The organism is Flavobacterium sp. (assembly GCF_046153165.1).
Classification (GTDB): domain Bacteria; phylum Bacteroidota; class Bacteroidia; order Flavobacteriales; family Flavobacteriaceae; genus Flavobacterium.
On the sequence record NZ_JBJXEN010000041.1, the window covers coordinates 1 to 25,044 of the forward strand.

A 25,044-nucleotide genomic window follows, 5' to 3' on the forward strand; every position below is an offset into this window, starting at 1 on the left:
TAAGCTACAGGATCATAACCTTGTATGGCAGTTTTCTTTTCAAGGTTGAAGGATTCTAACCTTTTTGCATTTTGCGAAAAACTAGATAATGTAAATAAGACAACTAATGTAAACAGTAATTTTTTCATAATATTTATATTTTATTTGGTAAAATTATGAAGCTACACAGCAATAGTTTGTCAGCTAGTTTACATCTTAGCAAAATTTTTATATTTTTTTAAAATCTGGAATTATTATTTCCTTCCGATTGTATTCGATGATTCCGTTATCTACAAATTCATTAAGCAATGTTGTAGCAGTTTGTCTTGAAGTACATATAATCTGGGCAATATCATTTTGGGTTAAATAATTTTCGATAGTAACTTTGTCATTATCAAAAACGCCTTCTTTTTCAGCCCATTCTTTCAGGAAAGTAAGTAATCTAGTTTTAGCATCTTTAGAAACTAAATTGGTATAATTATTTTTTAAACGTTTCATTTTTAGCCCTATAAATTTTGTATATCCTAAAGCCAATTGAGGATTCCGAAGCATTAAATCTTCAAAATCAGACAGTAAAAAACTACATATAGAAACTTCATCGGTAAGTACTTTAGCATATTCATTAACCTGAATATCATTATCTAAAGAAAGTTCACCAAATAAATCTCCTTTCTGGATAATATCTTTAATGGTTTCATTACCATCTTCATCTAAAGAAACAATTTTGATGCTTCCTCTTTTTAAAAGAAAAATTCTTGGTACATCAGAGTCTGAGAAATAGATGATTTCACCCTTATTGGCTTTTTTAAAACCAACAATGATACACAATTGCTTTATTTGAGAAAAACTTAAAGCTCTAAATAATTTATGGTCTCGCAAATACCAATATTTTAACTCGTCGTACATAAGTAACAATTAAAAAATCATAATTTATTAAACATACGAAATTAAAATCATTTTAGTTTTATATTTTTTAACAATATTTTTATGGGGTATTCTAGTAATCAATTTCCATTTAACCCCAACTAATTAATAAACCCATCTAATAAGGATATAGTTATTTATTCGAATTTTTAATATTCTACAATTTATATATGAAGTATTTTATACTTTTGCGGTTTATGTTTTCACAATAAAACATAGTCATTAATTAAGGTATGAAGAAAAAGATTGAAATTTTGGCTCCTGCTAAAAATCTAGTGCAAGGAATGGCTGCTATCAATGCTGGTGCAGATGCTGTATATATAGGTGCTCCTTTATTTGGTGCAAGATCTAATGCAACCAATTCTATAGAAGATATAGCCGAAATGGTAACCTATGCTCATTTATTTAAAGCCCAAGTTTTTGTGGTAATAAATACCATATTATATGAGAATGAATTAGAACCATGCCGACAATTAATTCATCAATTATATACTATTGGCGTAGACGCGCTTATTGTACAAGACATGTCTATTATGGAAATGGACATTCCGCCTATTGTCATTCATGCCAGTACGCAAGCAAACAATAGAGATCCCAAACATGTTAAATTCTTAAAAGATGCTGGAATGCAACGTGTTGTATTGGCAAGAGAATTAAACTTAGACCAAATTCGAGAAATTAGCGAAGCTACTGATGTCGAATTAGAATTCTTTGTTTCTGGAGCACTTTGTGTTTCCTTTAGCGGGAACTGTTATATGAGTATTGCTGGTGGCGAACGTAGTGCCAACAGAGGTTCTTGTGCTCAAAACTGTCGTCTTCCGTATAACTTAACCGATGGTACAGGCAAAACCTTAATCGAAAACAGTCATTTATTATCTATAAAAGATTTAGACTTAAGCGACCAATTGCCTAATTTAATTGAAGCTGGAGTAACCTCGTTTAAAATTGAAGGTCGTTTAAAAGACATGGTGTATGTAAAAAACAACACTTCTTATTTAAGAAAAAAATTAGATGCCTTTTTAGAAAATAACGATACCTTTCAGAAAGCCTCTTCTGGTCGCACTTTTTACAACTTTGAAGCCGAAATGGATCGTAGTTTTAATCGTGGTTATACCGATTATTTTGTAAACAAACGCAAAGAAAAAATTGGAAATTGGGAAAGTCCAAAATCACAAGGACAAGTCATTGGTAAATTAATCGAAATTAAAGCCAATGGGTATGTGATCGAAAATTATGAGAAACTAAACAATGGCGACGGGCTTTATTTTATTAACGAGCAAGGCGAAGCCGATGGCACACAAGTAAACATCATTATCAATAATATTGTGGTTCCTAATACGTTTAAACCACTGGCTATTGGCACCATGATTTATAGAAATTCGGATGCCGAATTTAATAAAATGGTAGAAAAAGAGAACAGTGTCGTGCGCAAAATTGGCGTTACCTTACAATTTACCGAAACTTTAGAAGGATTCCAATTGCTTGCTATCGATGAAGACGGACACCAAAGCGTAGCTACTTTACCAATAGAAAAAGAACTAGCAAAAAACGAAGCTTCTACGATTCCTAATATTAAAACCAATTTAGCCAAAACAGGAAATACCCCTTTTATTGTAGATGATATTCAAGTAAATTTCTCTAATAATTGGTTTTTACCTATCTCTAAAGTAAACGAAATTAGACGTGAAGCCTTAGAACAACTCATCGATATTCGTGTAAACGACTACCACCGAGAAGAGTTTCAAATTACCAAAACAGACCATCCTTATCCTGTCGAAAAACTCGATTTTACTTACAATGTATCCAACCATTTGGCAAAAGCTTTTTACAAACGTCATGGCGTAACCGAAATCGAAAAAGCCTTCGAGTTGCAATGGGATCCAGGAAAAGCGAGAGTAATGACTACTAAATATTGTGTGAAATACGAACTAGGCAAATGCGCTCGTTTTCAAAGAGAGACTATGGGCGAAAAAGTTGTAGAACCACTTACATTGACACATGGGGAGAATGCATATAAATTAAAATTTAACTGCAAACCGTGCGAAATGGAAATTTGGGAAAAAGATGCCGATTTAGAATTTGAAGACGAAGACGAACAATTGGGTTATGTAGCCCAAAAGAGATAACTCTAAAATTTATACAATCTAAATAATTCGTTAATGAGAATTCGTTAACGAATTATTTTTTTATTTTTCATAATAACCCACAAAAATTTCACCTTGCAATAAACATAACAAATAAATTGTTTTGAATGATTAATTAAAGACCAACCAATAAGTTAGTACATTAGCAAAAAAATCAAATAACTAAAAAATGAATAGCAACAAATACTTCCCTACATTCTACTTTAAACAATTCATTATTTTATTCTGTTTAATGATAGGAACTTTAAGTTTTTCTCAAAATAAAAAATGTATAATTTATTTTAAAGATGGCACTAAAATAGAAGGGCTAGGTAAATTAAGAAACGAAGGTTTTGTTAAATTTAGATTGACTGAAGAAAGTGATAAAATAAATTATGATAGTAAACTAATTGATAAAGTAGAAATTAATGAAGGTGAAATAGTAGGACTATATAAATATAAAAAAATTGAAGAATATTCCGTTTGGTTAACCGTACTTATTGAAGGAGAAGTTTCTCTTTACACAAATGCAGTAACTAGCTATAATCCTGGCGCTAATATTGGAATAGGTGCTGGCGGAATGTCGTTTGGTGCTGGTGGTGCAATGTCGTTTGGTGGTGGTGGAGCAGCAGTTTTTTATTATGTAGACCATATAGGAGACAAAACTGTTTTTAAAATAGCAACCTATGGAGTTATTTCTAGACGTTTTAAAAAAACTGCGGCTGAATTTTTTAGAAACTGCCCAATTATTGCAGAGAAAGTTGAAAATGAGACCTATAAAAAAGATGATCTTGTAGAAATTGTAAAATTTTATAATTCTTCTAATTGTGTTCAGTCTAAAGTAGAATTGCCTAAAACAGAAATTAAATAATAATAGCCTCAAATATTATAATTCTTTGTTGCAATTTTTTCATAAAAAATATTTTTTAAATTATTATTTTGTCACAAATTTAGAAAAACTAATATAAAGTAATACCTGACAGGTTTATAAAACCTGTCAGGTATATTAGAGTATTAGCCAGATTTTCTTATTTAATCCTTACGGTTTCCCGTAAATAATCAATAATTAAACTCTATTCGTTAGTAAAGTTTTTCCTTTAACACTTAACAAAAAAACAGCACAAAAAGCGATACTTTACAGTACCGCTTTTTTATAAATAACATTTTGTTTTTAGGTGCTTAGTTTAACTTTGCTACACTAATTTTTTCTAGTGTTACTTTAGCATCGCCAATCCCATTCTTTTTTATAATAATTTCGAAATCATTATCTGAGTTAGACAAATCATCTGAGATATAATAAGAAAAATTTAGTTTTACGCCACTCTCTCCTATTTCATGATTTTCCCCTGTTCCGTGATCGTGAGCTACCCCAAAGAAAGTCATTACCCCTACATATTGGTCTTTTTTTCCAGGATAACGAAGGAAAATGCTATAATTGTCTTTTGGTTCTTTGTAAACCACAACATCTAAATGCAATACCATTTTAGAGTTTGCCTCGCTCCTAAAGACTTTATTTGTGCTTTTTGCTAGTTTGCTTGTTACTTTGTGAGAAAAAGCTGTTTCTCCAATTATTTTTCCTACTTTTTGTTCCCAAACTATTTTCTCTTTCGAATCCTGAAACGAAATTTTAGTTTTCCCTTTCGATTCATTGGCTGCTAAAACTGGAGCTTCAGATCCGTACAACAAATTATCATAAGTATAATCTAAATTGAAAACCACAGAATACAATTGATCTAATGTATACGTGATATGTCCTCCGTCTGGTGTTATAAACTCATAAGTCCAAGGATTGGCTTTTAGCTCGTCTAGTGTAGGACGTTGCCCATAAGCAGAAACATCCCAAGATTCCCAAATACGGTCTATCATACTATGGTGCAACCAGAAAACTGGATCAAATCCCGCTGAAGGAACATTTGCCATGAGCCCAGACATATTGGTTTGGTATATTTCATTATAATATGTTTCGCTTGGATTTGCATATTCTCCCCCAATAAGGTCATGCATATAACCATGTGGAGCAATTTCTAAACTTTTACTAAATCCTGCCGATCCTGCAAAGGAAGGATTTGTTTTTAGTTCCTCTAATGCCAGTTGAATTGCTTCTACATTATCCGTAGGAATTGGTTTTCCGTCGTTAAGAACACTATATCTAGCTTGTTCATACAAAGAACCTGTTTTGCTTCTCATAGGTGCTACCATAATATTATCTGCAACATTTGTGCTTCCATAATTCCAATAAGGCAAAGCAAAATCTTTTTTTCCAGATAATTCTCTCACTATTTTTTCTAAATACCAAGTGTACATTCTATGCCACAAAAGAAAATTTAGAGAAGCATTTTGTGTACCGTTGTGTGTACAATCCCCCCAAGCCCATAACTTGTCTTTGCTGGTTTGATAATTTGCACAAAGTGTGTTTTTCCCGTTTATTACACTTGGAATGTTGTGTATTGCTCCTTGATAATACCAAGCTAGACCATTATCACAACCCATTTCACGCATTTTTTTGAATGCTACATTCATAGCTTCAAGATCAGGTTGTGCTTCTGGAGTATTGGCATTTCGTCGAATATATTTCGTCGGAGTTTTGTCTTGACCAAAGCTCATGCTTGTAATCAAAATCGTAGATAATAAAAGAAGGACTTTTTTCATTTTTGTTTGTTTTTAAGTGAGTATTGAATTGTTTGTTTATTTTAGATTAAAGGACATCGACTTCAAAAGTTAGAATTTTAGAATAACTAGGATTTGCTTTATCATAGATTTTAAATTTTACAATTCCATTGCCCATTTTATTCGTAGGAATAACATGAATAGCAATAAAACCTTGCTGGTCTGCATTTAGTTTACTAAAAGAAGATCCTTTTGGAATTCCTATTTGGCAGGCTCCATGCTGGCACATAGAACAATCCCATTCTTTAGGAAATGTATTGTACACCGTTTCCCAAACAAGATATATTGGTTTATTAGAAATGTTTTCGACTTTAATTTTAGAAATATCTAGTCGTTTAGTTTTTAGCAAACTTTCCTTATTTGTTGCATTCCCCACTACAGAAAAAGTGGGCTTTTTTTGCGCAAAGGAGCTGGAAAAAGAAAAAAGAAGAAGGAGATAAAAGAATGTTGTTTTCATGGTGGTTTGTTTACTTATTAATAAAAAACAGGAATGTTAGCTTTGTACCATTCCTGTTTTGAAATCGAGTCTATAAAATGATATGTGATTTGTTCCTTTTCTGCTACGTTTTCTAAAGAAACCAGCAATTCAAGAGATTCGCCTGAATTAAGTCGTATGGTATTTTCTTTAGCTATTTTTATATGAGATTCATTTCCAGTAATTAACTGAAGTTTTGTTCCCACTGGAAACTGTATTTCATGTAAGTATAATCCGGAATTCACTAAACGAAGAAGCACCGTTTCTTTTTTGTGTGCTAACGATTGTAAACCTTTATTTTTCGGGATTGATGCACCATTAATCAAGAAGTAATTGGGTTTGTAATCAGTAAGTACAATTGGTTTGTTTGAAACATCATATTCCGTGCCCATAATAGCATCTGTATGCCAATTAGTATCTATTTCATAACTACACCACAGTATTTCGTTTGAAGACTTAACCAATAAAGAGTCATTCTCTTTTGGTTGTATAATAATGACGCCAAACATACCTGCCTGAAGATTGAAAGGATAATTTTCTGGACTATAATAAAGATAAGTTCCAGCTTTTTTGGCCAGAAAAGAATAAAATCCATGTTCCATATGGTGAACAGGTTCTTTCTTTTTCATGATTTTCTTTTCATTATTACGTTGCAAGAATTCGATTTCTTTACAATACAAAGAGACTGGATTTCCTTGCGAAATATTCCAAAAATCGATATGTACGCTATCTCCTTCTTTTACATTAACACAATAACCCGGCAAAGTAACCTGACCTGAAAGTGAGTTTGTGAATCCAAAAGTTCTGATCTCTAAGCTTTTCTTAACAGCCAACTTTCCTGTTGTTCGCCCAATAATTAACCGTTCGTTTTGAGAAAACAAAAATGTAGTACCTAATAAAAAAGTAAATACTAATATGATTTTATTACGTTTTCTCATTTCTAAACTCAAATTAATATTTAATACCTGTTGTTTGATATTATAATTCAAATTTAGAGTTATTAAAAACTTTAAAACAGGGTATAAATACCTGTTTTTGTAGTAAAAAAGCCAACGGTTTAATTAACCATCATCAATTTGGGTCGTAATTATTTTGCACTTTTCTTAAATGAAATTTTGTAACAGACTTAGAAAAACTAATATAAAGTAACACCTAACAGGTTTTAAAAACCTGTTAGGTGCAGTGGATTTATTTTCAAGAAATATTTTATTGATATAATTCTTCACGAATCCGTATCAAAACCTGAGTAGCTTTTTCAACATCAGGACTTTCAGGCAAAGTAGAAGTTGTATATAAATTTTCAATGGAAGCTATTAAACCATCAACCATTTTGAATAAATTATCGTATTCTTTATTACCTGCTTTTATATCTAACAATTCAGTAGGATTGGAAACTCGATTTTTTAATCTCCTCCGCAACCTCCGCAGCCCGAACAACCACTTCCACAACCTGAACAACCGCTACTACAACCATGTCCATGTCCACCACAACTACTATCAAAACTAGAAGAATAATCATCAAAACTCCAACTACTACAACCTCCTCCGCTATCACTATATCTATCTTGATTGATTAGGTTTCCTAAGTCCATATCGATTTGACTCAACAATTCATTGTCAATATTTGTTAATAGAAATATATTGGCTCCAATTTCTTTTATCAGCTCAACCGCTTTCTGACTTTCAATAGTGCTCAAATCAGCAAGTTTATTCCCTTGATTTAAAATTTCTTCTTTAACTTCTTTTTTTAATTCCTTGCCATATTCTGTAGTACTGTATCGATAAAATATTCTTTGGATAAAATTTTGAGAAAAGCATTTTTTTAAAGTTGGTGTTTTTGTTATATCTTTTTTATAATCCAGTAAAGTTCTTGACTTTTGATAGGCTATCTTTACTAGATTACCGAACAAAATTTCAATAGAATCATCTGCCGAAAAAGGAGATAAAAACACTCTTTCGTGATTAAGAGAGTTATAGGTTTCGAAGTTTTTTCCAATGCCAACATAGGTATAAACTCTAACTTTATCATTAACATGAGGTCGTCGTTCTACTTCATACGTTTTTAAAACTTGTTTTAATAGTAAATCAATAAATGTTAGCTTTAATAATTCTCTATGAGTTACGCCATCCTTGGTTAGCACTAATAATTCTGCTGGAGTTAATTGGGATAGGTGTTTCATATAAAAAGTTTTTTTATTATCCAATTTCGTTTTACGTTTACTCTTTGAAATTCAATTTCAGAAAATCTAATTTCACTTGTTGGCCAAATATCTTTTGGAGCTACTGCCTTAAATGTTTCTAGATATAATGCCTTTGTTTTTTCATACCAATCGGTAAATTTATCTTTTTCATTATCGCCTCCTTTAGTAGGACCATGATGAATTTTTCTTTTAAGAACATTCTCACAAAGATCTTCCCAGTAGGATTGCGTATAAAGCAAATGCAAATGCCAAACCTGATCTACTTGGTCAGAAGGCGTTAGCGGATGATTGGAAATAGTCAAAAGAAAAATAAATTTTTTATACTCTACTATAGCCCGAAGTGAATATTCTATTGTCCAACCATTTTCTCTTGCTAGTCTGTCAGTAAAATTTAGCGAAACTTCAGGTTCATCCAATTCAAATCTTTTAATTGCATTCCAAAGTTTTAGTTGATTGTCAGTCATATTTTCGTTTGAGCTTATATTGATTTATTATCTAAAATAACTTCGAGAGAATTATGTTTTGGAATTTTAGGTTTTGGATAGTCATTCTATTTTAAAAGTCTTTAAAAAACATCATTGATAAAATCTTTTTCTAAACATTTTGTAGGACAATTATCTAGTAAGCAAACAAAATAATAAAAAATTAATGGAGCATAATTTTCAATTTTTTTAGGTTTTCCAATTGTTTTTTTTTCATATTTCATAGAGTCAAAATCTACATCATAATTTTTAATAGAATTTATATCATTAAAATTTGGCAATGTGACACCTTTATTTACAAGAAGACCAGAATTAGTAATAGTATCATTCCCAAATGATGAAAAAATAATTTCTTGAGATTCATTTTTAAACATGTAGAAAACATTGTAAAAATTTATAATATTATTTTTAAAATCTACATTGTAGCAAGAATAAATATTTTTGACATATGTATCATATGAAATTTGTTCATCCGTTATATCTAAATAATCTATATTATACCAATATAATTTTTCAGTTTTAATATTTTCATGAAAAAAACTATTACCATGATAATATTTATTCTGGTAAATCACACCATAAAAAACATCTCCAATTTTTGAATACACTACTTTCTTTTGCAATCCTTTTGTGGTATCTATTCTACTTTTTAATAACTCATGTGTTTCACAAAAAATCAATTCATAACCCTTTTTAGACAAATTATTAATAAGTTTTCCTTGTTGAGGATAAGTTTTGGTCAATGTTATTATAAACACGACCCAAAATAAGAATAGCTTATTATTTGATGTCATAATTTTAAATTTTGGTCTTTGGTTTCTCAGTAGGACAAACTATTTATTTACAGTTTTTCCATTTTTCAAACTACTAATATTTCTTAATCTCTCTGGCTTGCAGTCTGGATTTTCTAAGGTTGTTGGCTTTTACTCTTTCCTAAAAATGATATTTAATATATACTTACTAAAATAATTAAGTTAAATTAAACCCTGTCCTTTTGACTTATTCCAATCTTTAATTATAAACTTTTCAAAACTTTCATCATTAGCATGTTCTAAAACAATAATTTGAGGTTTTATTCCTGTTTTAGTATTTATTAATTCTATTTCTTCATTTAAAACTTTAAAAATATTTTTTACTTGGTCGATATTATCATCAAATTTCTCTAAATCTTCTTCGTCGGTTATTTCTTCTCTTTTTGATGATCTTGGAAAATAAACTTGACTTGGCTGATCTAGAATCAAAAATGAAGGAATTACAGATTTTTTATTTTTAGTGTTTAAATATAAAAAAGATAAAAATATTGACAAATGGGATGCTAGCCAATTAGCTCCACTTCCCATTTCATCAAGTCTAATTTTCCCATCTTTATTTTTATGATAAAAACTAAAGTCTTCAATATTAAAATGTAAATCAATTGGTTTTAATTCTTCTTCAAAATCCAATTTATCACAAATCCTATTCATATTTTCTTTTAGAAAAGTTTCGGAATCTTGTTTAAATTTTTCTGGATTATATTTTAACAAACTATTTTTAATAGCTTTTAAGTCAGACTCTAATTGCAACAAATCTTTTGAATTTCCTTTTTGATTATTTGTTTCTAAAAAAGCATTTATTAAACTTTCAATTTTTCCTTTTTGATAAATAATTTGTTCTCTTTTATTTTTGGCATCATTAAACGACTTATCTTCTATCGTCAGAATATTGATGTTCTTTGTTAAAACAATGATTTCTTTCTCTATTCTTTTTTGATTGGATTTTAATTCTGATATTAAAGGGGTATTATCATTTGAAAAAGTTCCTAATTTAACCAACTCATTTATTAATTTTTCTTTCGAATTTTCTAAAGCTGATATATTTTCATTTAAAGAAATGTTTTTGCTATCACATATTGGACAACTTAAATTACTTGAATCATGACTATACTTTTGATGAGAATGTATTTTTACTAATTCTTTGGCATAATCATATCCATCGTCACTTGTTTGATATAAGTTTGTCAATGCCTTTTCGATACTTTCCTTTTCAATGTATTTAAGGTTTCTTTCTTTTTCGTATCGATTTATTTCTAGAAATAGTTTCGATTGATCATTTAATATTTCAGAAGGGATTGGCAAATTTTTACCAATCTTTTTTAACTCTGTTAAAGTTAAATTATCATCTAGTATATTATTTATTAATGAATAATATACTAGAATTGAATTTCTTAAAAATAAAGTTTCGCTTTCTTTAGATAATTTTAATTTCTCAACTATAATTTTTTCTGTTTTTATTTCTCTAATCTTTTCTTTTTCTTGTCTAATCAAATCGTAATAATTTTCATCGACAGCCCCTAAAAGCACAGGTAGTGATTCTATTACTCTTTTACGTTTAATTGTGTCATCAAATCTGTAAAATAGTGCATGTTTATTGGCTATTAAGTTTTGATGTTGAAATAAGAACGAAACAGTATCTCTGATAGATAACTTTCCTTTGTTTTCTAATTTATTTACTTCGTTGTCACTATTTAAATTACTAATAGCTAAGCCAATATATTGCTCAAATTCTGTTTGAATGTCATTTTTTATTAAGCGTAAACTTAAATTATCAAAATAAGATATTTTCATTTTTTTTAAAGAATCGTCGTATTCGGATTCTATGTTCAAATATGAATAATTCATATTTCCTGTTTTTTGTGCAGGTCTACCAACAACTAAATAAAAATTATCTAATTTAAAAACAATTACAAATAATTCTCCAAAATCAGTAATTTTCCCTTTTGGAATACTTGAGCGTGATGAGAAAAGGCAATAATCTATGATTTCAATTATTGCGCTTTTACCTGTTTTTGAATCTCCTGTTATTATATTTAATCCGTCTTCAAATTCTATATCTCTAGATTGTCCCTTATCATTAAAAATGACTAATTTCTTTATTGTGATATTCATAATTCAGTTATTTTTAATTTCAGGAATATTGATAAATAATTTTCTTTTGCCATAATACTACCCAAATTATAGGAAGCTTTATATATTTTCTTTAAGGTAATATCTTTTTCGTGGTGATAATCAATTACATTTTTCACTTTTATAAAATCACTTACAATGACATCGTTTGTATTGGCTAAAATAATCAAAGAATTATTCGTTAAACTTCTGAAATTTTTAATCTCATCGTTTATTTGAGTTGCAAATACTTTAAATTCATATACTGATATTAACGATTTAAAATTTGATTTTACATTTAATGTTGATAAAGAATTATTTACTAATACGTCGTTATAAATTATTGGTAAAACAATACCAATAAGTTCAGTTTTAATTCCATTTTTATTATTTGCATCTACACCTGTTAGAAAATGATGAAGAATTTTACTTGTATGAAACGGATTAAAAATCAATTGTTCTAGTTCTTTTGATTTCATTCAGATTTTTTTAATGTCCAAGAAAAAACAGGATTTTCTTCAATACTGTGATGAGTTCTTCCTTTAGGATAATAACTTTTTATTGTATCAGATTTCACGCCTAATAAATCTTTTTTATTTGAAATATTAGCTTGATGTTCATCGTAGAATCTTCTAGATTCTTCCTTGTGATTACCAAATAATGAGAAATTTAATTTGTTTTCAAAAGTGATTTTTAAGTCAGAGAAAGATTCTGAAATTTCTTCATCATAATCATCTAAACTTTGCGCAAGTGACTTTCTAGTTTTAAGAAGGTCAATTCTATTTAAATTTGCTCTGAAATAATCATTTAAAGCATTTCCAATTTTTGATTCGTAATTTATTTTCTTTAATTCTAATGTAAATTTATATCCTTTATCAATAATTTTAGCAAGATCAACTTTAATATTTGGAAAGATTAAATCATCAATAAGAAAATTTTTTAAATGTACTTGAAAATCAATTTGGAATTCATTTTTATCAATTTTCCAAATATAATCATTCGAGCTTATTAGCTTTTCTGAAATATAGCCTAATAGAAAACAAGCAAAAGATTCAATGTGAATTTTAGGTACTGCAGTTGTAATAACTATATGCTCAATTAATATATCTTTATAGTATTCTCGTGCATTTTTTTGTTCATCCTCTATTGTAAAACGTTTAAGGATGTTTTTCAAATCAATTGAATTACAAGTTTTAGCCTTACTACAGTATGTTTTTATAGTATCATTTGGAATTACAGATAAAATTCTAGTTTCCTTATCTAAATCTGTTAATGTATTCCATCCTTCAAAAATTGATCCAAGCCGTATTTTCGCTGTTGTATGTAAAACAAAAGAACTATAATCTTTAAAATCTTCTTGGGCATCTATAATATTTCCAAAAGTTTTCCAAAAATCAATATGTGTGTCGTATAATTCTTTATCATCATTTGTTGAATGTTTCATTTCTCTAGATTCATCGCCATCTGACACATCGCCAAAACACTCTAAATGTATAACAGTATTATTTTTTGCTTCAAGACACTTAATTAAAGCGACCATTTTTTGGTACTCAAATCCTAATATTTTTGTACTTGCATTTGTGCTAGCCATTATTATAATAGTTTTACAGATCAGTTTTGCTAATTTATAAAATTTAACAAGACGAATAATTTATTATTTGTTTATCGTTTTTTAGAAATAAATATTATGATTATATTGTAATTAACTTACCATAATAAAAAAAAACACATCCAACTCGGCACTCATTTTTCTTTCTACTTCCCAAATAACCAACCTTTTCCTGATTAAACAGTACGGTTTCCCGTAAATAATCCGTAATTATAATTTCTTTTTTGGGCGCAGTATTACGTTTTTGTCAAACTTTAGGATCATTAATTCTAGCGGCTTCTCTCGTATTTTATTTTCCATAACTTATTTCTCAAATTTAACAAAAAAAGACTACAAAAACAGCGTATAAATACCTGTTTTTGTAGTAAAAAACCCAAAAATGTTTTCCCAGCTTAAACTACTAAGATTTATGGTCACTTAGAAAGGATTTGAACCTTTATCTTTTGAGTTTCCTATTTTCTTCTTTTTTTCTTCCATGGTGCATTTATTTCCCAATTTCCTGCCATGATACAACCATAAGGAAGTACTTCGTCTATTACTCTTCCCAACCCGAATTCTTCCATTTGATTTCTTACAGATTCTGCATTTTTATAAGCCGATGGCAATTCGGTAATATCAATTTCTTCAGAAAAAAATCGAATATCCAATCCTTGGGTTTCTTCTTCAAAAACTTCTAATATTGTTTTATCTCCCTTACTTTTTCGGTGTTGGGTTCTGCTCATATTTCTTCCTGCACCGTGAGGAGCAAATCCTAAATTGGTTTCGGTTGTAGCACCTTCCACAATTAAAACCGATTCTGACATATTCAATGGAATCAAACGAGGTCCTGTAATATCTGGCATAAATTTCGCATCCAATGGCGTTGCGCCTTTAGCATGATAAAAAAGGTCTCCTTCTTTGAAAACAAAATTATGTTCGTTCCAGAAACGATTTTCTTTTTCAATTCCCAATTTTTCTAAGGTGGCATCGTGAAGACATTCGTGGTTTAATTTTGTCCACGAACGGATGATTTGCAAAGCGTCCCAGTACAATTGCCCTTCCTTTGTATTAAAAGGAATCCAAGCATTTTGTGGTAAAGTTTTTGGCGATAATATTTTTCTGAAATTTTCGGCAATATGCATTCCTTTTCTAAACAAATTCGCACCCACTCCACGACTTCCGTGGTGCGTAACCATCATTGTATTTCCTGTATTTTTAGAAATTCCTACAAATAAGAAATGATTTCCATCGCCTTGTGTTCCTAAATGGGAACGAGCAGCACTTATCATTTTTTCATCATTCAAAAGATAATTGCTTTCAAATGCTTCCAACATATCGGAAGGGAAACGAAATTGCGTTTCACGGCTTCTTCCTCCTCCTCCAAAATGAGTAATCGAATGCGCAGCATCTAAAACGTCTTTTGGATTTGTTTTTCCAAAGTCGGTCAACATCACCGAGCAACAAATATCAGCACTATGCATTCCTGGATGAATCGCATTTTTAGCCACCACCACACCACCTACTGGAATTGTTCCTTCAGAACCTGTTAGACAAGCATCGGGCATTATAGCACCATTCACCAAGGTTGGCGTTCGCATCAAGGTTTTCATCGTTTGCACCACATCGGTTACGTTTTTTTCTTCCAATTCGTTATCTGCCTTAATATTTTGGTAAAAAGAGATCGCTTCAGCGTGTAAAGCAATAGGATCAGGCGATTTGAATTGCTCTAAATAATCTTCTATTTCTTTGTTTTCTAATTCATTCTCATTAATATATTGTATCGCTTCTTTGAACCAAGCCCCTTGTCTAAATCCCAATTCGATAATATCTCTTCCTGTAAATTTTAATTTTTGTTCCATTTTTATTATACTTTTATTTCTATGCAAATATTGCAATTAGACTACGCAGTTATTTTGCGTAGTCTGTTTTATTTATTTTTCTTTTATTGTTACTTTATTTAAATCAAATTCTATATAAAAACCTGTCCAACAATCTGAAATTTCTGTAGCAACTTCATGTCCATTTGAACACACTTTGTTAAAACTGTAATGGTTAGAATTTCCACAACATCCCTCATCCTTATTTTTTGGATTTGTTTTTAAAAAATAGCCATCAATAGCTACTAAAATGATAGTTTTGTTATTTTGTGAAGATGTTATGTAGCGGCTTTCTGGAATAGAATTACCTTCTTCTTTCCATATAATTTCTGAAATAGAAATTTCTGAAAGGTTGTTTGTTAACTCAACATTACATTTTTTGCAATACAGTTTAATCGTTTTCATGCTTTTTTTTATTTGTTGAACAAAGATTTCAAAACTACTACGCAGTTATTTTGCGTACTAAAAAAAGAAATGTACATTTGATAAAAATACAGCCAAGATGCTTCAAAATAAATATACCGAATTACTATTAAAAATAGGTTTTACTGAAAATACAATCGAAAGCAATTGGTCTGATTTAGTAAAAGCCTATTCCTCTAAATCTAGACATTATCACAATCTAAATCATTTGGAAGAAATGATTGCTTTATTTGACAGCTACAAATCGGAATTGCAATTTCCTAATGAAGTGCTCTACAGTATTTTCTACCACGATTACATTTATAAAGCCACTAGAAAAGACAACGAATTGAAAAGTGCCGAATTCGCTTTATCTATTTTTCCTGAGAATACAAAACTAGATAAACAATTAGTTTTCGATATGATTTGTGCCACACAACTACACCAACAAAATGAAATAAAAGACATTAACTGGCTCATAGATTTCGATTTGAAAATACTTTCTAAAGACTGGGAAGACTATAAAACCTATTTCCAACAAATTAGAAAAGAATATAAAGTTTATCCGAATGTCCTATACAAACCTGGAAGAAAGAAAGCATTAGAACATTTTCTTAAAAACGAATTTATTTTTCAAACATCGGAATTCCGAAACAAATACGAAGCCCAAGCTAGAGAAAATATTAAACAAGAAATTATTTTTCTGAGTTAATATGCTTTCATCTCTAAACTCATTAATTCTTATACCTATAACTCTCAACTTATAATGTCACAAAATAAAAATGCTCTTATTCGTTATAAAACCATCGACAAATGTCTACAAAACCAATACCGAACTTGGACTTTGGAGGATTTAATCGAAGCTTGTTCTGAAGCATTGTTTGAATATGAAGGAAAAGAAAACGCTGTGAGCAAAAGAACGGTTCAAATGGATATTCAGTTGATGCGTAGCGAAAAAATAGGTTATAATGCGCCAATTATCGTTTATGATAAAAAATATTATAAGTACGAAGACGAAGAATTTACGATAACCGATATTCCGTTAACTGAAACCGATATGAATGTACTTACCGAAACGGTTTCCATGCTTAAACAATTTAAAGATTTTTCATTATTTAGTGATGTTTCAGATATTTTACAACGGCTGGAAGACAAAATCTATTCTGAAAAATCACATACACAACCAGTCATTCATTTAGATAAAAATGAAGGTTTAAAAGGTTTACATTTTCTAGATGAAATATACCAAGCCATTGTTAAGAAAGTTGTTTTAGTAATTACGTATAAATCCTTCAAATCTAGAGATGAACAAACATTTATTTTTCATCCGTTTATACTCAAAGAATTCAATAATCGTTGGTTTTTAGTGGGTAAGAAAAAAGGAAGTCAACCCATATCTAATTTGGCTTTAGATAGAATTATTGCTGTCGATTATGATTTTAATTTACCTTATTTAGAAGAAAATTTTAGTGCCGAAGAATATTATAAAAACGTTGTTGGTGTTACTGTAAACAGTGGTTTGCGACCTAGCAAAATTGAACTTTGGATAGATAAAATTAATGCACCGTACGTAATCACGAAACCATTACATAATTCACAAAGGCTCATCACACAAAACGAAGACGGAAGTATCATCATTCATTTATTTTTGATAGAGAACTACGAATTAGAACGATTATTATTAGGCTTTGGAAATGGTCTCGAAGTTTTACGTCCAAAATATCTACGCAAACGAATGAAAAAGATACTAAATTATGCCTTAGAAAAGTATGAAAACGAAATCTAATTTACAATAATTTCCCTTTTTCCTAAAGTGCAGTTAAAGTGCAATCAAAGTGCAGTATAGTTGCAGTATAATTGCAACAACACTACAATCGAAATAAAACAAAAAAAACCGCCCCAATTGGAACGGCTTTTAATACTATATTATTTAACGTATTAGTAAGCTAATAATTCCAACAATCCTTCTTCGAATCTAACTTTTGGTAAATACTGATCCTCTAGTGCTTTTACAAACGGAATAGCGCTTTCTAAACTTCCAACACGTTTTACAGGTGCATCTAGGTATTCGAAGCAATTTTCCATGATCAAAGCTGAAATATCACTAGCAATGCCGCCAAACATAGAATCTTCTTGCAAAATGATACATTTTCCTGTTTTCTTTACAGAAACAAAAATAGTTTCGGTATCTAAAGGTTGTAACGAACGTAAATCAATCAAATCGGCTGAGATTTCAGGATTTTTGTTTAATGTATCTAACGCCCAATGCACTCCTGCACCAAATGAAATTACAGTAACCGCTGAACCTTCTTTTATCATTGCCGCTTTCCCAAAAGGAATCGTATAATAATCCTTAGGAACATCTTGATACATACTTCTGTACAATTGCTTGTGCTCGAAGAACATAACAGGATTAGGATCGTTAATCGCTGTATTTAATAATCCTTTGGCATCGTAAGGAAATGCTGGATATACTACTTTTAATCCTGGTGTTTTGGTAAACCAAGCTTCGTTGGTTTGCGAATGAAAAGGTCCTGCTTGCGTTCCGCCACCACAAGGCATACGAACTACAACATCAGCTTTTTCTAACCAGCGGTAATGCGATTTTGCTAATAAATTGACAATTGGATTAAATCCTGTCGAAACGAAATCCGCAAATTGCATTTCAACAATCGCTTTGTGTCCGTTAATTGACAATCCCATCGCTGCAGAAACCACTGCACTTTCGCAAATAGGTGTATTTCTAACTCTTTCTTTACCAAATTGAGCTACAAAACCATCAGTGATTTTGAAAGCACCACCATATTCAGCAATATCTTGTCCCATAATAACTAGGTTATCATGACGCTCCATCGATTGACGCAAACTATTAGAAATAGCATCAATCATTCTGATATTTTCTAGTTCTCCTGAATGGTTAACTTCTTCAAAATCATAAGGCTTGTAAACATCATTTAATTCCCCGCTTAGACTAGATACAATTTCTGGTTCTTTTTGAACTAGTGCCCAATCGGTATCAATTTCTTTTTTTAATTCCGCTCTAAAAGCCTCGTCATCTTCATCAGATAAAACAGCTGTTGCTTTAAGATAACTTCTGAAATTTTCTACTGGATCTTTTATAGCCCACATATCCATTAACTCTTGCGGAACATATTTTGTTCCACTCGCCTCTTCATGTCCACGCATTCTGAAAGTTTTAAATTCTAACAAAACAGGACGTGGATTTTCTTGCATCGAAGCTTTTAATTCTGATATCAAATTATAAACATCAAGGATATTATTACCGTCAACAATATGAGATTCCATTCCAAAACCAATTCCTTTATCGGCTAAGTTTTCGCAACGATATTGTTCATTTGTTGGTGTAGATAATCCGTAACCATTGTTTTCGATAACAAAAAGAACTGGCAAATCCCAAACAGAAGCAATGTTTAGTGCTTCGTGAAAATCTCCTTCGGAAGTAGCACCTTCTCCAGTGAAAACTGCGGTTACTTTTCCGTTCTTTTTTAATTTATTTGCTAATGCGATTCCATCAGCCACACCCAATTGTGGACCCAAATGCGAAATCATTCCTATAATATTGTATTCTTGAGTACCAAAGTGAAACGAACGGTCACGACCTTTCGTGAATCCGTTAGCTTTTCCTTGCCATTGTGAGAAAAGTCTGTGCAAAGGAATATCTCTTCCTGTAAAAACACCTAAATTACGGTGCATTGGTAAGATGTATTCATCTTTGTCTAAAACCGCTGTAATTCCCACAGAAATGGCTTCTTGTCCAATTCCAGAAAACCATTTTGAGACTTTTCCTTGACGGATAAGAATCAGCATTTTTTCTTCTATTAATCTTGGTTTTAGGATTCTTTTGTATAAATCAAGTAACCTTTCGTTGGATATGTTTTTTCTGTCGAAATTCATTTTTAATTGCAATTTTTAATTGTGGCGTAAAAGTATAAAAAAGAGACGGTTTTTTCGAACATGAATTACACAAATTATCACGAATTTTAAAATAAAAATGAATGATTACTGGTTTGCCTAGCCCTGATAGCAGTGGAAATCCTTTTTGTTTTTCCTTTAAAAACAAAAAGATTGTAACGGATTGCTTCGCCAGTTCGCACTTTCAGGCTCGGGTGCAGGAATAGCTCCAAATTATATTAAAGTGATGAGAGACAGGCGAAATTGTTAATAACTTTGATTTTTTCAGGATAAAAATTTTCTTTACATTTGTTTTATAATGGTTTTAGCCATTTGTAAGTTATTAACATATTATATAAGAGATGCAAAACATTCCTAGTGTTGACTTGCGTGATTTCCTTTCGGGTGAACCGGAACGTAAACAAAAATTTGTAAATGAAATCGGAAAAGCTTTTGAAGAGATTGGCTTCGTAGCGTTAAAAGGTCATTTTTTAGATGACGAATTGGTTGGAGAATTGTATGGAGAAATTAGAAATTTCTTCTCCTTACCATTAGAAACCAAATATAGTTATGAGATTCCAGAAATTGGAGGACAGCGTGGTTATGTTTCTTTCGGGAAAGAACATGCTAAAGGTAGAAAAGAAGGAGATTTGAAAGAGTTTTGGCACTTTGGTCAATATGTTGACAAAGATTCAAAATACGCTGCTGAATATCCTGATAATGTAGAAGTTAAAGAATTACCAAGATTTAATGTTGCTGGAAAACAAGCCTATCAAATGTTGGAAAAAACAGGTATTTATGTGTTAAGAGCTTTGGCTTTGCATTTAGGTTTAGATGAGTTTTATTTTGACCAATATGGTTATGAAGGAAACTCAATTTTAAGACCTATTCATTATCCGCCAATTACTTCTGAGCCTGAAAATGCTATTCGTGCTGCGGCTCACGGTGATATTAACTTGATTACACTTTTAATGGGTGCTCAAGGAAAAGGATTGCAGGTTCAGAACCATGCAGGAGAATGGTTAGATGCAATAGCAGAACCAGACGAATTAGTTATCAATGTGGGAGATATGTTATCTCGTCACACCAATAATAAACTAAAGTCAACTATTCACCAAGTGGTCAATCCGCCGAGAGAATTGTGGGGAACATCACGTTATTCGATTCCATTTTTTATGCATCCTGTGAGCGATATGCGTTTAGATGTTTTAGAGAATTGTATTGATGCAGAAAATCCAAAATTATACGACGATATTTCGGCAGGAGAATTCTTGTACGAAAGATTAGTAGATTTAGGATTAATCAAAAAATAATTTATAATTTTATACCATTAAGAAAGACATTAAGTTCGCTTGATGTCTTTTTTGATTGAAATAGAACGCGGATGAAAACGGATTCGCTATCGCGAAAACGCAGATGAAAACGGATTTTTTTATATGGAATTATTACATAAAGATTTAACTGATTTAATCTTAAAAACATATTATGAGGTTTATAATGAACTAGGTTATGGTTTTTTAGAAAAAGTATATCAAAACGCATTATATTTTGAATTGAAAAATAAAGGTTTATATGTTGTTCCTCAAAAGAAAATAAAAGTCTATTATAAAAACATTGAAGTTGGCGATTATTATGCCGATTTAATGATTAATGACACAATCATATTAGAGTTAAAAGCTGCTGATTATATAGTTGAAGAATTTGAAAATCAATTATTAAATTATTTAAGAGGGACGAACTGTGAAGTTGGATTATTACTTAATTTTGGAAAGAAACCAGAATTTAGACGTAAAGTATTCGAAAATAAAAGAAAGACAAGAAAAAATCCGTTTTAATCCGCGTTTTCGCAACAGCGAATCCGTTTAATCCGCGTTCCAATAAAAAAACAATATGGACTTACAAGACCAATTAAAAAACCTTTTCCCCAACCACGAACCTGGACCTGAAGAAGCGATTCCAGAAGTAGAACACGAATTATATGTTCAAAAAGAACCTATGATTTGTAAATATGAAAAACGAAAAGGAAAAGCCACCACTATTATTGAAGGCTACGAAGGAAGTGACGAAGACTTTAAAATTTTAGCCAAAGAAATAAAAACAAAACTCAGCGTTGGCGGTACTTTTAAAGATGATTCGATAATAATTCAAGGAGATTACCGCGATAAAATTATGGAAATACTAAAAGTAAAAGGATTTAAAGTAAAACGTGTAGGAGGATAATTAATTACGAATTAAGAATTACGACTCGAGCGAAAGCGAACAGGCGAAGCAATTACTATAAAAAAACTTTGTGACTCGAGGACGAAGTAATCTCTGTATGTCCTTTGTGTATCTTTGTGAAACAAAATAAATAAAAACCTTAGTAACTTTGTTACTTTGAAACTTAGCACCTTAAAAAAATGATAAAATCATCAGAATTAATATTAAACCCTGACGGAAGTGTGTATCACTTAAATTTACTTCCTGAAAACATAGCACACGACATCATTTTTGTAGGTGATCAAAACCGTGTAGAAAAAATTACACAATTTTTTGACACCATCGAGTTTTCTACTCAAAAAAGAGAATTCAAAACTCAGACAGGAACGATAAAAGGCAAACGAATTACAGTAATGTCTACAGGGATTGGTCCAGACAATATAGATATTGTAATGAACGAATTAGATGCTTTAGTCAACATCGATTTAGTAACTCGTAAACCAAAAGAAAATCTTACTTCTTTAAATATTATTAGAATAGGAACTTCAGGCTCTTTGCAAGCCGATATTCCTTGTGATAGTTTTGTAATGGCAAAATTTGGATTGGGATTAGACAACATGCTTCGCTCCTATTTAATCGACGAAGTTTCAATACCTGAAATGGAAGATGCTTTTATAAAACACACCAATTGGGATTTAAGAAAAGGAAAACCTTATATAATTCCATGTTCAGAAGAATTAGAAAAACTAATAGAAAGCGAGAAAATACATAAAGGAATTACAGCAACTGCAGGAGGCTTTTATGGCCCACAAGGTCGAATTTTGCGTCTAAATATTCAAGATGAAAGTTTAAATTCTAAAATGGATAACTTCAATTTCGAAGACAACAGAATTACTAATCTAGAGATGGAAACTGGTGCAATATATGGGCTTGGTAAACTTTTAGGTCATAACTGTTTGTCGCTAAATGCTATAATTGCCAATCGTGCTTCTGGAACTTTTAGCGAAGATCCTTACAAAGCCGTTGATGAGTTAATTGCCTATGCTTTAGAGAAATTAAGTAAATAATTTTTTTAGGAGCTATTTCCCGCTACCCGTTGCAAACGAAGTTCACTGAACTCCAATTAAAATAAACGTTAAGTGAAGTAATCTTTTCCTTTTTAAAGAAAAAAGGAAAAGGATTTTCACTACTATCGGGGCTAAAAACCGTAAACAATGAATTTTAGAGTTGCCAGACATACTAACAATTTATAAGAAATTAAATTCTTTTACATTTCTATTTTAGGATTCGAATTACTTAGTAACTTTGAAAATCATCATAGTTATGATGGGATTTTTATTGGAAAACCAAATTTAGATTGGCATTTAGAATTTACAAAATCAAACGAAATTGTTGAATTCAATTTTAATGAAGATGATATATATGTTTTTTATCCTAAAACAATTTCGGAATACAACAAACTAATTGAATCTGTTTTAAAAAATAATATTTCATTTATTAAACCTAAAAATCCATATTGGAATGAAAATGGTAAAATGATTCTTGATCCAGATGGCTTTAGAATTATAATTTCAAATTTAAAAATAAAATAAATGGATTTAATCCTAGAAACTGACCGACTTATTCTTCGTCCGTTTGAATCATCAGACGCCGAAGCATTATTTGACATGGACAAAAATCCTGAAGTTCATAAATATTTATGGCAAAAACCCATAACAAAAATTGAAGAAGTACACGACTATATTAATATGGTTCGTCAGCAATATGTAGATAATGGTATTGGTCGTTTTTCAACCATTTTAAAGGAAACAGGAGAACTAATTGGCTGGACAGGCATAAAATTTGTAAACGATCATATCGAAAACGGAAATACCAATTTTTATGATTATGGATATCGATTAAATGAAAAGTTTTGGAACAAAGGATATGCCACAGAAGCATCAGTCGCTTGGTTAGGCTATGGTTTTAATAACATGAAAATTGAGACAATGAATGCCTATACTCACACCCAGAATGGTGCATCAAATCATGTTTTACAAAAAGTTGGAATGCATTTTATAGAAGATTATTTAGACAAAGACAATGTTCTCTGGAGATGGTGGCAAATGAAAAATCCCGCTATTTAACCTACATTTGTCTTTCAGAACAAACCTCACAAATGAAAATAATTCTTACAGGAGCAACAGGCGTTTTAGGATCTCATATTATGTATGAAGTTTTAGAGCTTTTTATAACTAATTCTATCGACGGAAAATTATTTCTTATCACCAGAAATAAAGGGAAAAACTCAGCCAAAGACAGAATAAACGAACTTTTATCGAGTAGCTATACACCTCAAATTCTTGCCGAAAAAGGATTAGAAAAATTACATTCTTATTTAGAAATTATAGATACCGATTTGTCTGAAATTCAAGATAATAATGCCGAAAAAATTCGTGATGCCTACTTTATTCATTCTGCAGGTTATGTCAATTTATCTACTGATGAAGATCAAAAAGAAAAAATATTTAATGAAAATGCCCAAATCACAAAAGACATTTTCAATACCTTTTCTCCGTTTATAAAAAAATTCATTTATATCAGTACTGCATTCTCATCAGGAGTTAGAAACGGGCTTATAGATAATGATTTTCATAATTTAGATTTTATCCCAGAACACCGAAATGCTTACGAAAATGCAAAATTTCATTCAGAAAACTTTGTAAAGAAACAGTGTGAGATTATTGGATTGCCTTACCAAATTCTTCGTCCAAGTGTCATTGGAGGAAAAATGTTAGGGAAAGAAAACAATTATTTCATTCCTAAATATATGGTTTTTTATCTTTTGGCAAAATTTTTCCACTTTACGGCACAACGAAAAAACGAACAAGAAAATGTACGATTTCAAATAAATGAAGAAACAGGATTAAACATTATTCCTGTAGATTATGTAGCAAAAGTAATTGTAAATTCTTTTCAAAGAGAAGATATTCAGCAACTAAATATTGTACACAACAAAAGTTTTAATATCGTAAAAGGGCTACAACTTATTATGCAAGAAGTAGGTTATACTAATTTTAGTTTAATACAAAACACACTCGATTTTAATTACAAAACTACTATCGAAAAGTTGTATTACGAAAGCATTGGAAAACATTTAAAACCTTATTTTACTACCGATGCCAACGAGTATGACACCACATTATTAAACTCTATTCTCGAAATTCCTAAACTGGATACCGAAGCATTTACAAACATGATTCGTTATGCGAGATTACATAATTTTAAAGATATAAATGTTTAATTTTTCACTAA

25 protein-coding genes are annotated in these 25,044 nt (G+C 30.6%); 11 read left to right on the top strand and 14 right to left on the bottom strand.

Annotated elements, in window-relative coordinates; all coding sequences use genetic code 11:
- Positions 1–207: 207 nt before the first annotated feature.
- A complete protein-coding gene (locus tag ACKVOV_RS05170) occupies positions 208–885 on the bottom strand; it encodes a Crp/Fnr family transcriptional regulator (RefSeq protein ID WP_409205698.1) in 678 nt (225 codons plus the stop codon).
- Between the two features lie 251 nt (positions 886–1,136).
- Between ACKVOV_RS05170 and ACKVOV_RS05175 the strand changes: the two genes are divergently transcribed.
- Together ACKVOV_RS05175 and ACKVOV_RS05180 are read left to right on the top strand one after the other, a co-directional pair.
- Positions 1,137–3,029, top strand: coding sequence for a peptidase U32 family protein (locus ACKVOV_RS05175; protein WP_409205699.1), 1,893 nt, complete (start codon positions 1,137–1,139; stop codon positions 3,027–3,029).
- 187 nt (positions 3,030–3,216) lie between these two features.
- Entirely contained in the window at positions 3,217–3,897 is a 681-nt protein-coding gene (locus ACKVOV_RS05180; RefSeq protein WP_409205700.1) for a hypothetical protein, read from the top strand.
- 308 nt (positions 3,898–4,205) lie between these two features.
- On the opposite strand, the gene ACKVOV_RS05185 is transcribed toward ACKVOV_RS05180, so the two are convergent.
- The 12 genes from ACKVOV_RS05185 to ACKVOV_RS05240 all read right to left on the bottom strand — a co-directional run bounded on the left by ACKVOV_RS05185 (position 4,206) and on the right by ACKVOV_RS05240 (position 15,642).
- Positions 4,206–5,675 (bottom strand): tyrosinase family protein, encoded by a 1,470-nt coding sequence (locus ACKVOV_RS05185; RefSeq protein WP_409205701.1) that lies wholly within the window; start codon positions 5,673–5,675, stop codon positions 4,206–4,208.
- Positions 5,676–5,721: 46 nt separating this feature from the next.
- A complete protein-coding gene (locus tag ACKVOV_RS05190; RefSeq protein ID WP_409205702.1) occupies positions 5,722–6,150 on the bottom strand; it encodes a hypothetical protein in 429 nt (142 codons plus the stop codon).
- A 17-nt stretch (positions 6,151–6,167) separates the two neighbouring features.
- Positions 6,168–7,106 carry a multicopper oxidase domain-containing protein gene (locus ACKVOV_RS05195; protein ID WP_409205703.1) on the bottom strand — a complete coding sequence of 313 codons (939 nt, stop codon included), beginning with the start codon at positions 7,104–7,106 and terminating at the stop codon, positions 6,168–6,170.
- Between the two features lie 268 nt (positions 7,107–7,374).
- Positions 7,375–7,587 (bottom strand): hypothetical protein, encoded by a 213-nt coding sequence (locus tag ACKVOV_RS05200; RefSeq protein WP_409205704.1) that lies wholly within the window; start codon positions 7,585–7,587, stop codon positions 7,375–7,377.
- Positions 7,572–8,348, bottom strand: coding sequence for a hypothetical protein (locus tag ACKVOV_RS05205; protein WP_409205705.1), 777 nt, complete (start codon positions 8,346–8,348; stop codon positions 7,572–7,574). Before ACKVOV_RS05205 ends, ACKVOV_RS05200 begins: the two co-directional genes overlap by 16 nt.
- The gene (locus ACKVOV_RS05210) at positions 8,345–8,833 is read right to left on the bottom strand and encodes a glycine-rich domain-containing protein (RefSeq protein WP_409205706.1); all 489 of its coding nucleotides are present in this window, start codon (positions 8,831–8,833) and stop codon (positions 8,345–8,347) included. Before ACKVOV_RS05210 ends, ACKVOV_RS05205 begins: the two co-directional genes overlap by 4 nt.
- 101 nt (positions 8,834–8,934) lie before the next feature.
- Complete coding sequence (locus tag ACKVOV_RS05215; RefSeq protein WP_409205707.1) at positions 8,935–9,645, bottom strand: hypothetical protein; 711 nt, start codon at positions 9,643–9,645, stop codon at positions 8,935–8,937.
- 180 nt (positions 9,646–9,825) lie between these two features.
- Complete coding sequence (locus ACKVOV_RS05220) at positions 9,826–11,775, bottom strand: DUF3732 domain-containing protein (protein ID WP_409205708.1); 1,950 nt, start codon at positions 11,773–11,775, stop codon at positions 9,826–9,828.
- Positions 11,772–12,251, bottom strand: coding sequence for a three component ABC system middle component (locus ACKVOV_RS05225; RefSeq protein ID WP_409205709.1), 480 nt, complete (start codon positions 12,249–12,251; stop codon positions 11,772–11,774). Before ACKVOV_RS05225 ends, ACKVOV_RS05220 begins: the two co-directional genes overlap by 4 nt.
- Positions 12,248–13,363: a hypothetical protein gene (locus ACKVOV_RS05230; RefSeq protein ID WP_409205710.1), complete on the bottom strand. Its 1,116-nt coding sequence runs from the start codon at positions 13,361–13,363 to the stop codon at positions 12,248–12,250. Before ACKVOV_RS05230 ends, ACKVOV_RS05225 begins: the two co-directional genes overlap by 4 nt.
- Positions 13,364–13,833: 470 nt before the next feature.
- Positions 13,834–15,219: an RtcB family protein gene (locus ACKVOV_RS05235; RefSeq protein WP_409205711.1), complete on the bottom strand. Its 1,386-nt coding sequence runs from the start codon at positions 15,217–15,219 to the stop codon at positions 13,834–13,836.
- A gap of 72 nt (positions 15,220–15,291) precedes the next feature.
- Positions 15,292–15,642, bottom strand: a complete 351-nt coding sequence (locus ACKVOV_RS05240; protein WP_409205712.1) for a hypothetical protein — start codon at positions 15,640–15,642, stop codon at positions 15,292–15,294.
- A 97-nt stretch (positions 15,643–15,739) separates the two neighbouring features.
- Here ACKVOV_RS05240 and ACKVOV_RS05245 point away from each other — a divergent pair, with 97 nt between their 5' ends.
- Together ACKVOV_RS05245 and ACKVOV_RS05250 are read left to right on the top strand one after the other, a co-directional pair.
- Positions 15,740–16,351, top strand: a complete 612-nt coding sequence (locus ACKVOV_RS05245; protein ID WP_409205713.1) for a hypothetical protein — start codon at positions 15,740–15,742, stop codon at positions 16,349–16,351.
- A gap of 54 nt (positions 16,352–16,405) precedes the next feature.
- Positions 16,406–17,425 carry a helix-turn-helix transcriptional regulator gene (locus ACKVOV_RS05250; RefSeq protein ID WP_409205714.1) on the top strand — a complete coding sequence of 340 codons (1,020 nt, stop codon included), beginning with the start codon at positions 16,406–16,408 and terminating at the stop codon, positions 17,423–17,425.
- A gap of 152 nt (positions 17,426–17,577) precedes the next feature.
- Here the strand turns inward: ACKVOV_RS05250 and ACKVOV_RS05255 are convergent, their stop codons facing one another.
- A complete protein-coding gene (locus ACKVOV_RS05255; protein WP_409205715.1) occupies positions 17,578–19,554 on the bottom strand; it encodes a thiamine pyrophosphate-dependent enzyme in 1,977 nt (658 codons plus the stop codon).
- A gap of 359 nt (positions 19,555–19,913) precedes the next feature.
- Between ACKVOV_RS05255 and ACKVOV_RS05260 the strand changes: the two genes are divergently transcribed.
- From ACKVOV_RS05260 to ACKVOV_RS05290, 7 genes are all read left to right on the top strand, one after another.
- Positions 19,914–20,864: an isopenicillin N synthase family dioxygenase gene (locus ACKVOV_RS05260; protein WP_409205716.1), complete on the top strand. Its 951-nt coding sequence runs from the start codon at positions 19,914–19,916 to the stop codon at positions 20,862–20,864.
- Positions 20,865–20,987: 123 nt separating this feature from the next.
- Positions 20,988–21,386, top strand: a complete 399-nt coding sequence (locus ACKVOV_RS05265; RefSeq protein WP_409205717.1) for a GxxExxY protein — start codon at positions 20,988–20,990, stop codon at positions 21,384–21,386.
- 55 nt (positions 21,387–21,441) lie between these two features.
- Complete coding sequence (locus ACKVOV_RS05270; RefSeq protein WP_409205718.1) at positions 21,442–21,771, top strand: translation initiation factor; 330 nt, start codon at positions 21,442–21,444, stop codon at positions 21,769–21,771.
- Between the two features lie 179 nt (positions 21,772–21,950).
- Entirely contained in the window at positions 21,951–22,817 is an 867-nt protein-coding gene (locus ACKVOV_RS05275) for a nucleoside phosphorylase (RefSeq protein ID WP_409205719.1), read from the top strand.
- A 189-nt stretch (positions 22,818–23,006) separates the two neighbouring features.
- A complete protein-coding gene (locus ACKVOV_RS05280; RefSeq protein WP_409205749.1) occupies positions 23,007–23,342 on the top strand; it encodes a VOC family protein in 336 nt (111 codons plus the stop codon).
- Positions 23,343–23,876, top strand: coding sequence for a GNAT family N-acetyltransferase (locus ACKVOV_RS05285; RefSeq protein WP_409205720.1), 534 nt, complete (start codon positions 23,343–23,345; stop codon positions 23,874–23,876).
- 32 nt (positions 23,877–23,908) lie between these two features.
- Positions 23,909–25,033 (top strand): SDR family oxidoreductase, encoded by a 1,125-nt coding sequence (locus ACKVOV_RS05290; protein ID WP_409205721.1) that lies wholly within the window; start codon positions 23,909–23,911, stop codon positions 25,031–25,033.
- Positions 25,034–25,044: the final 11 nt, after the last annotated feature.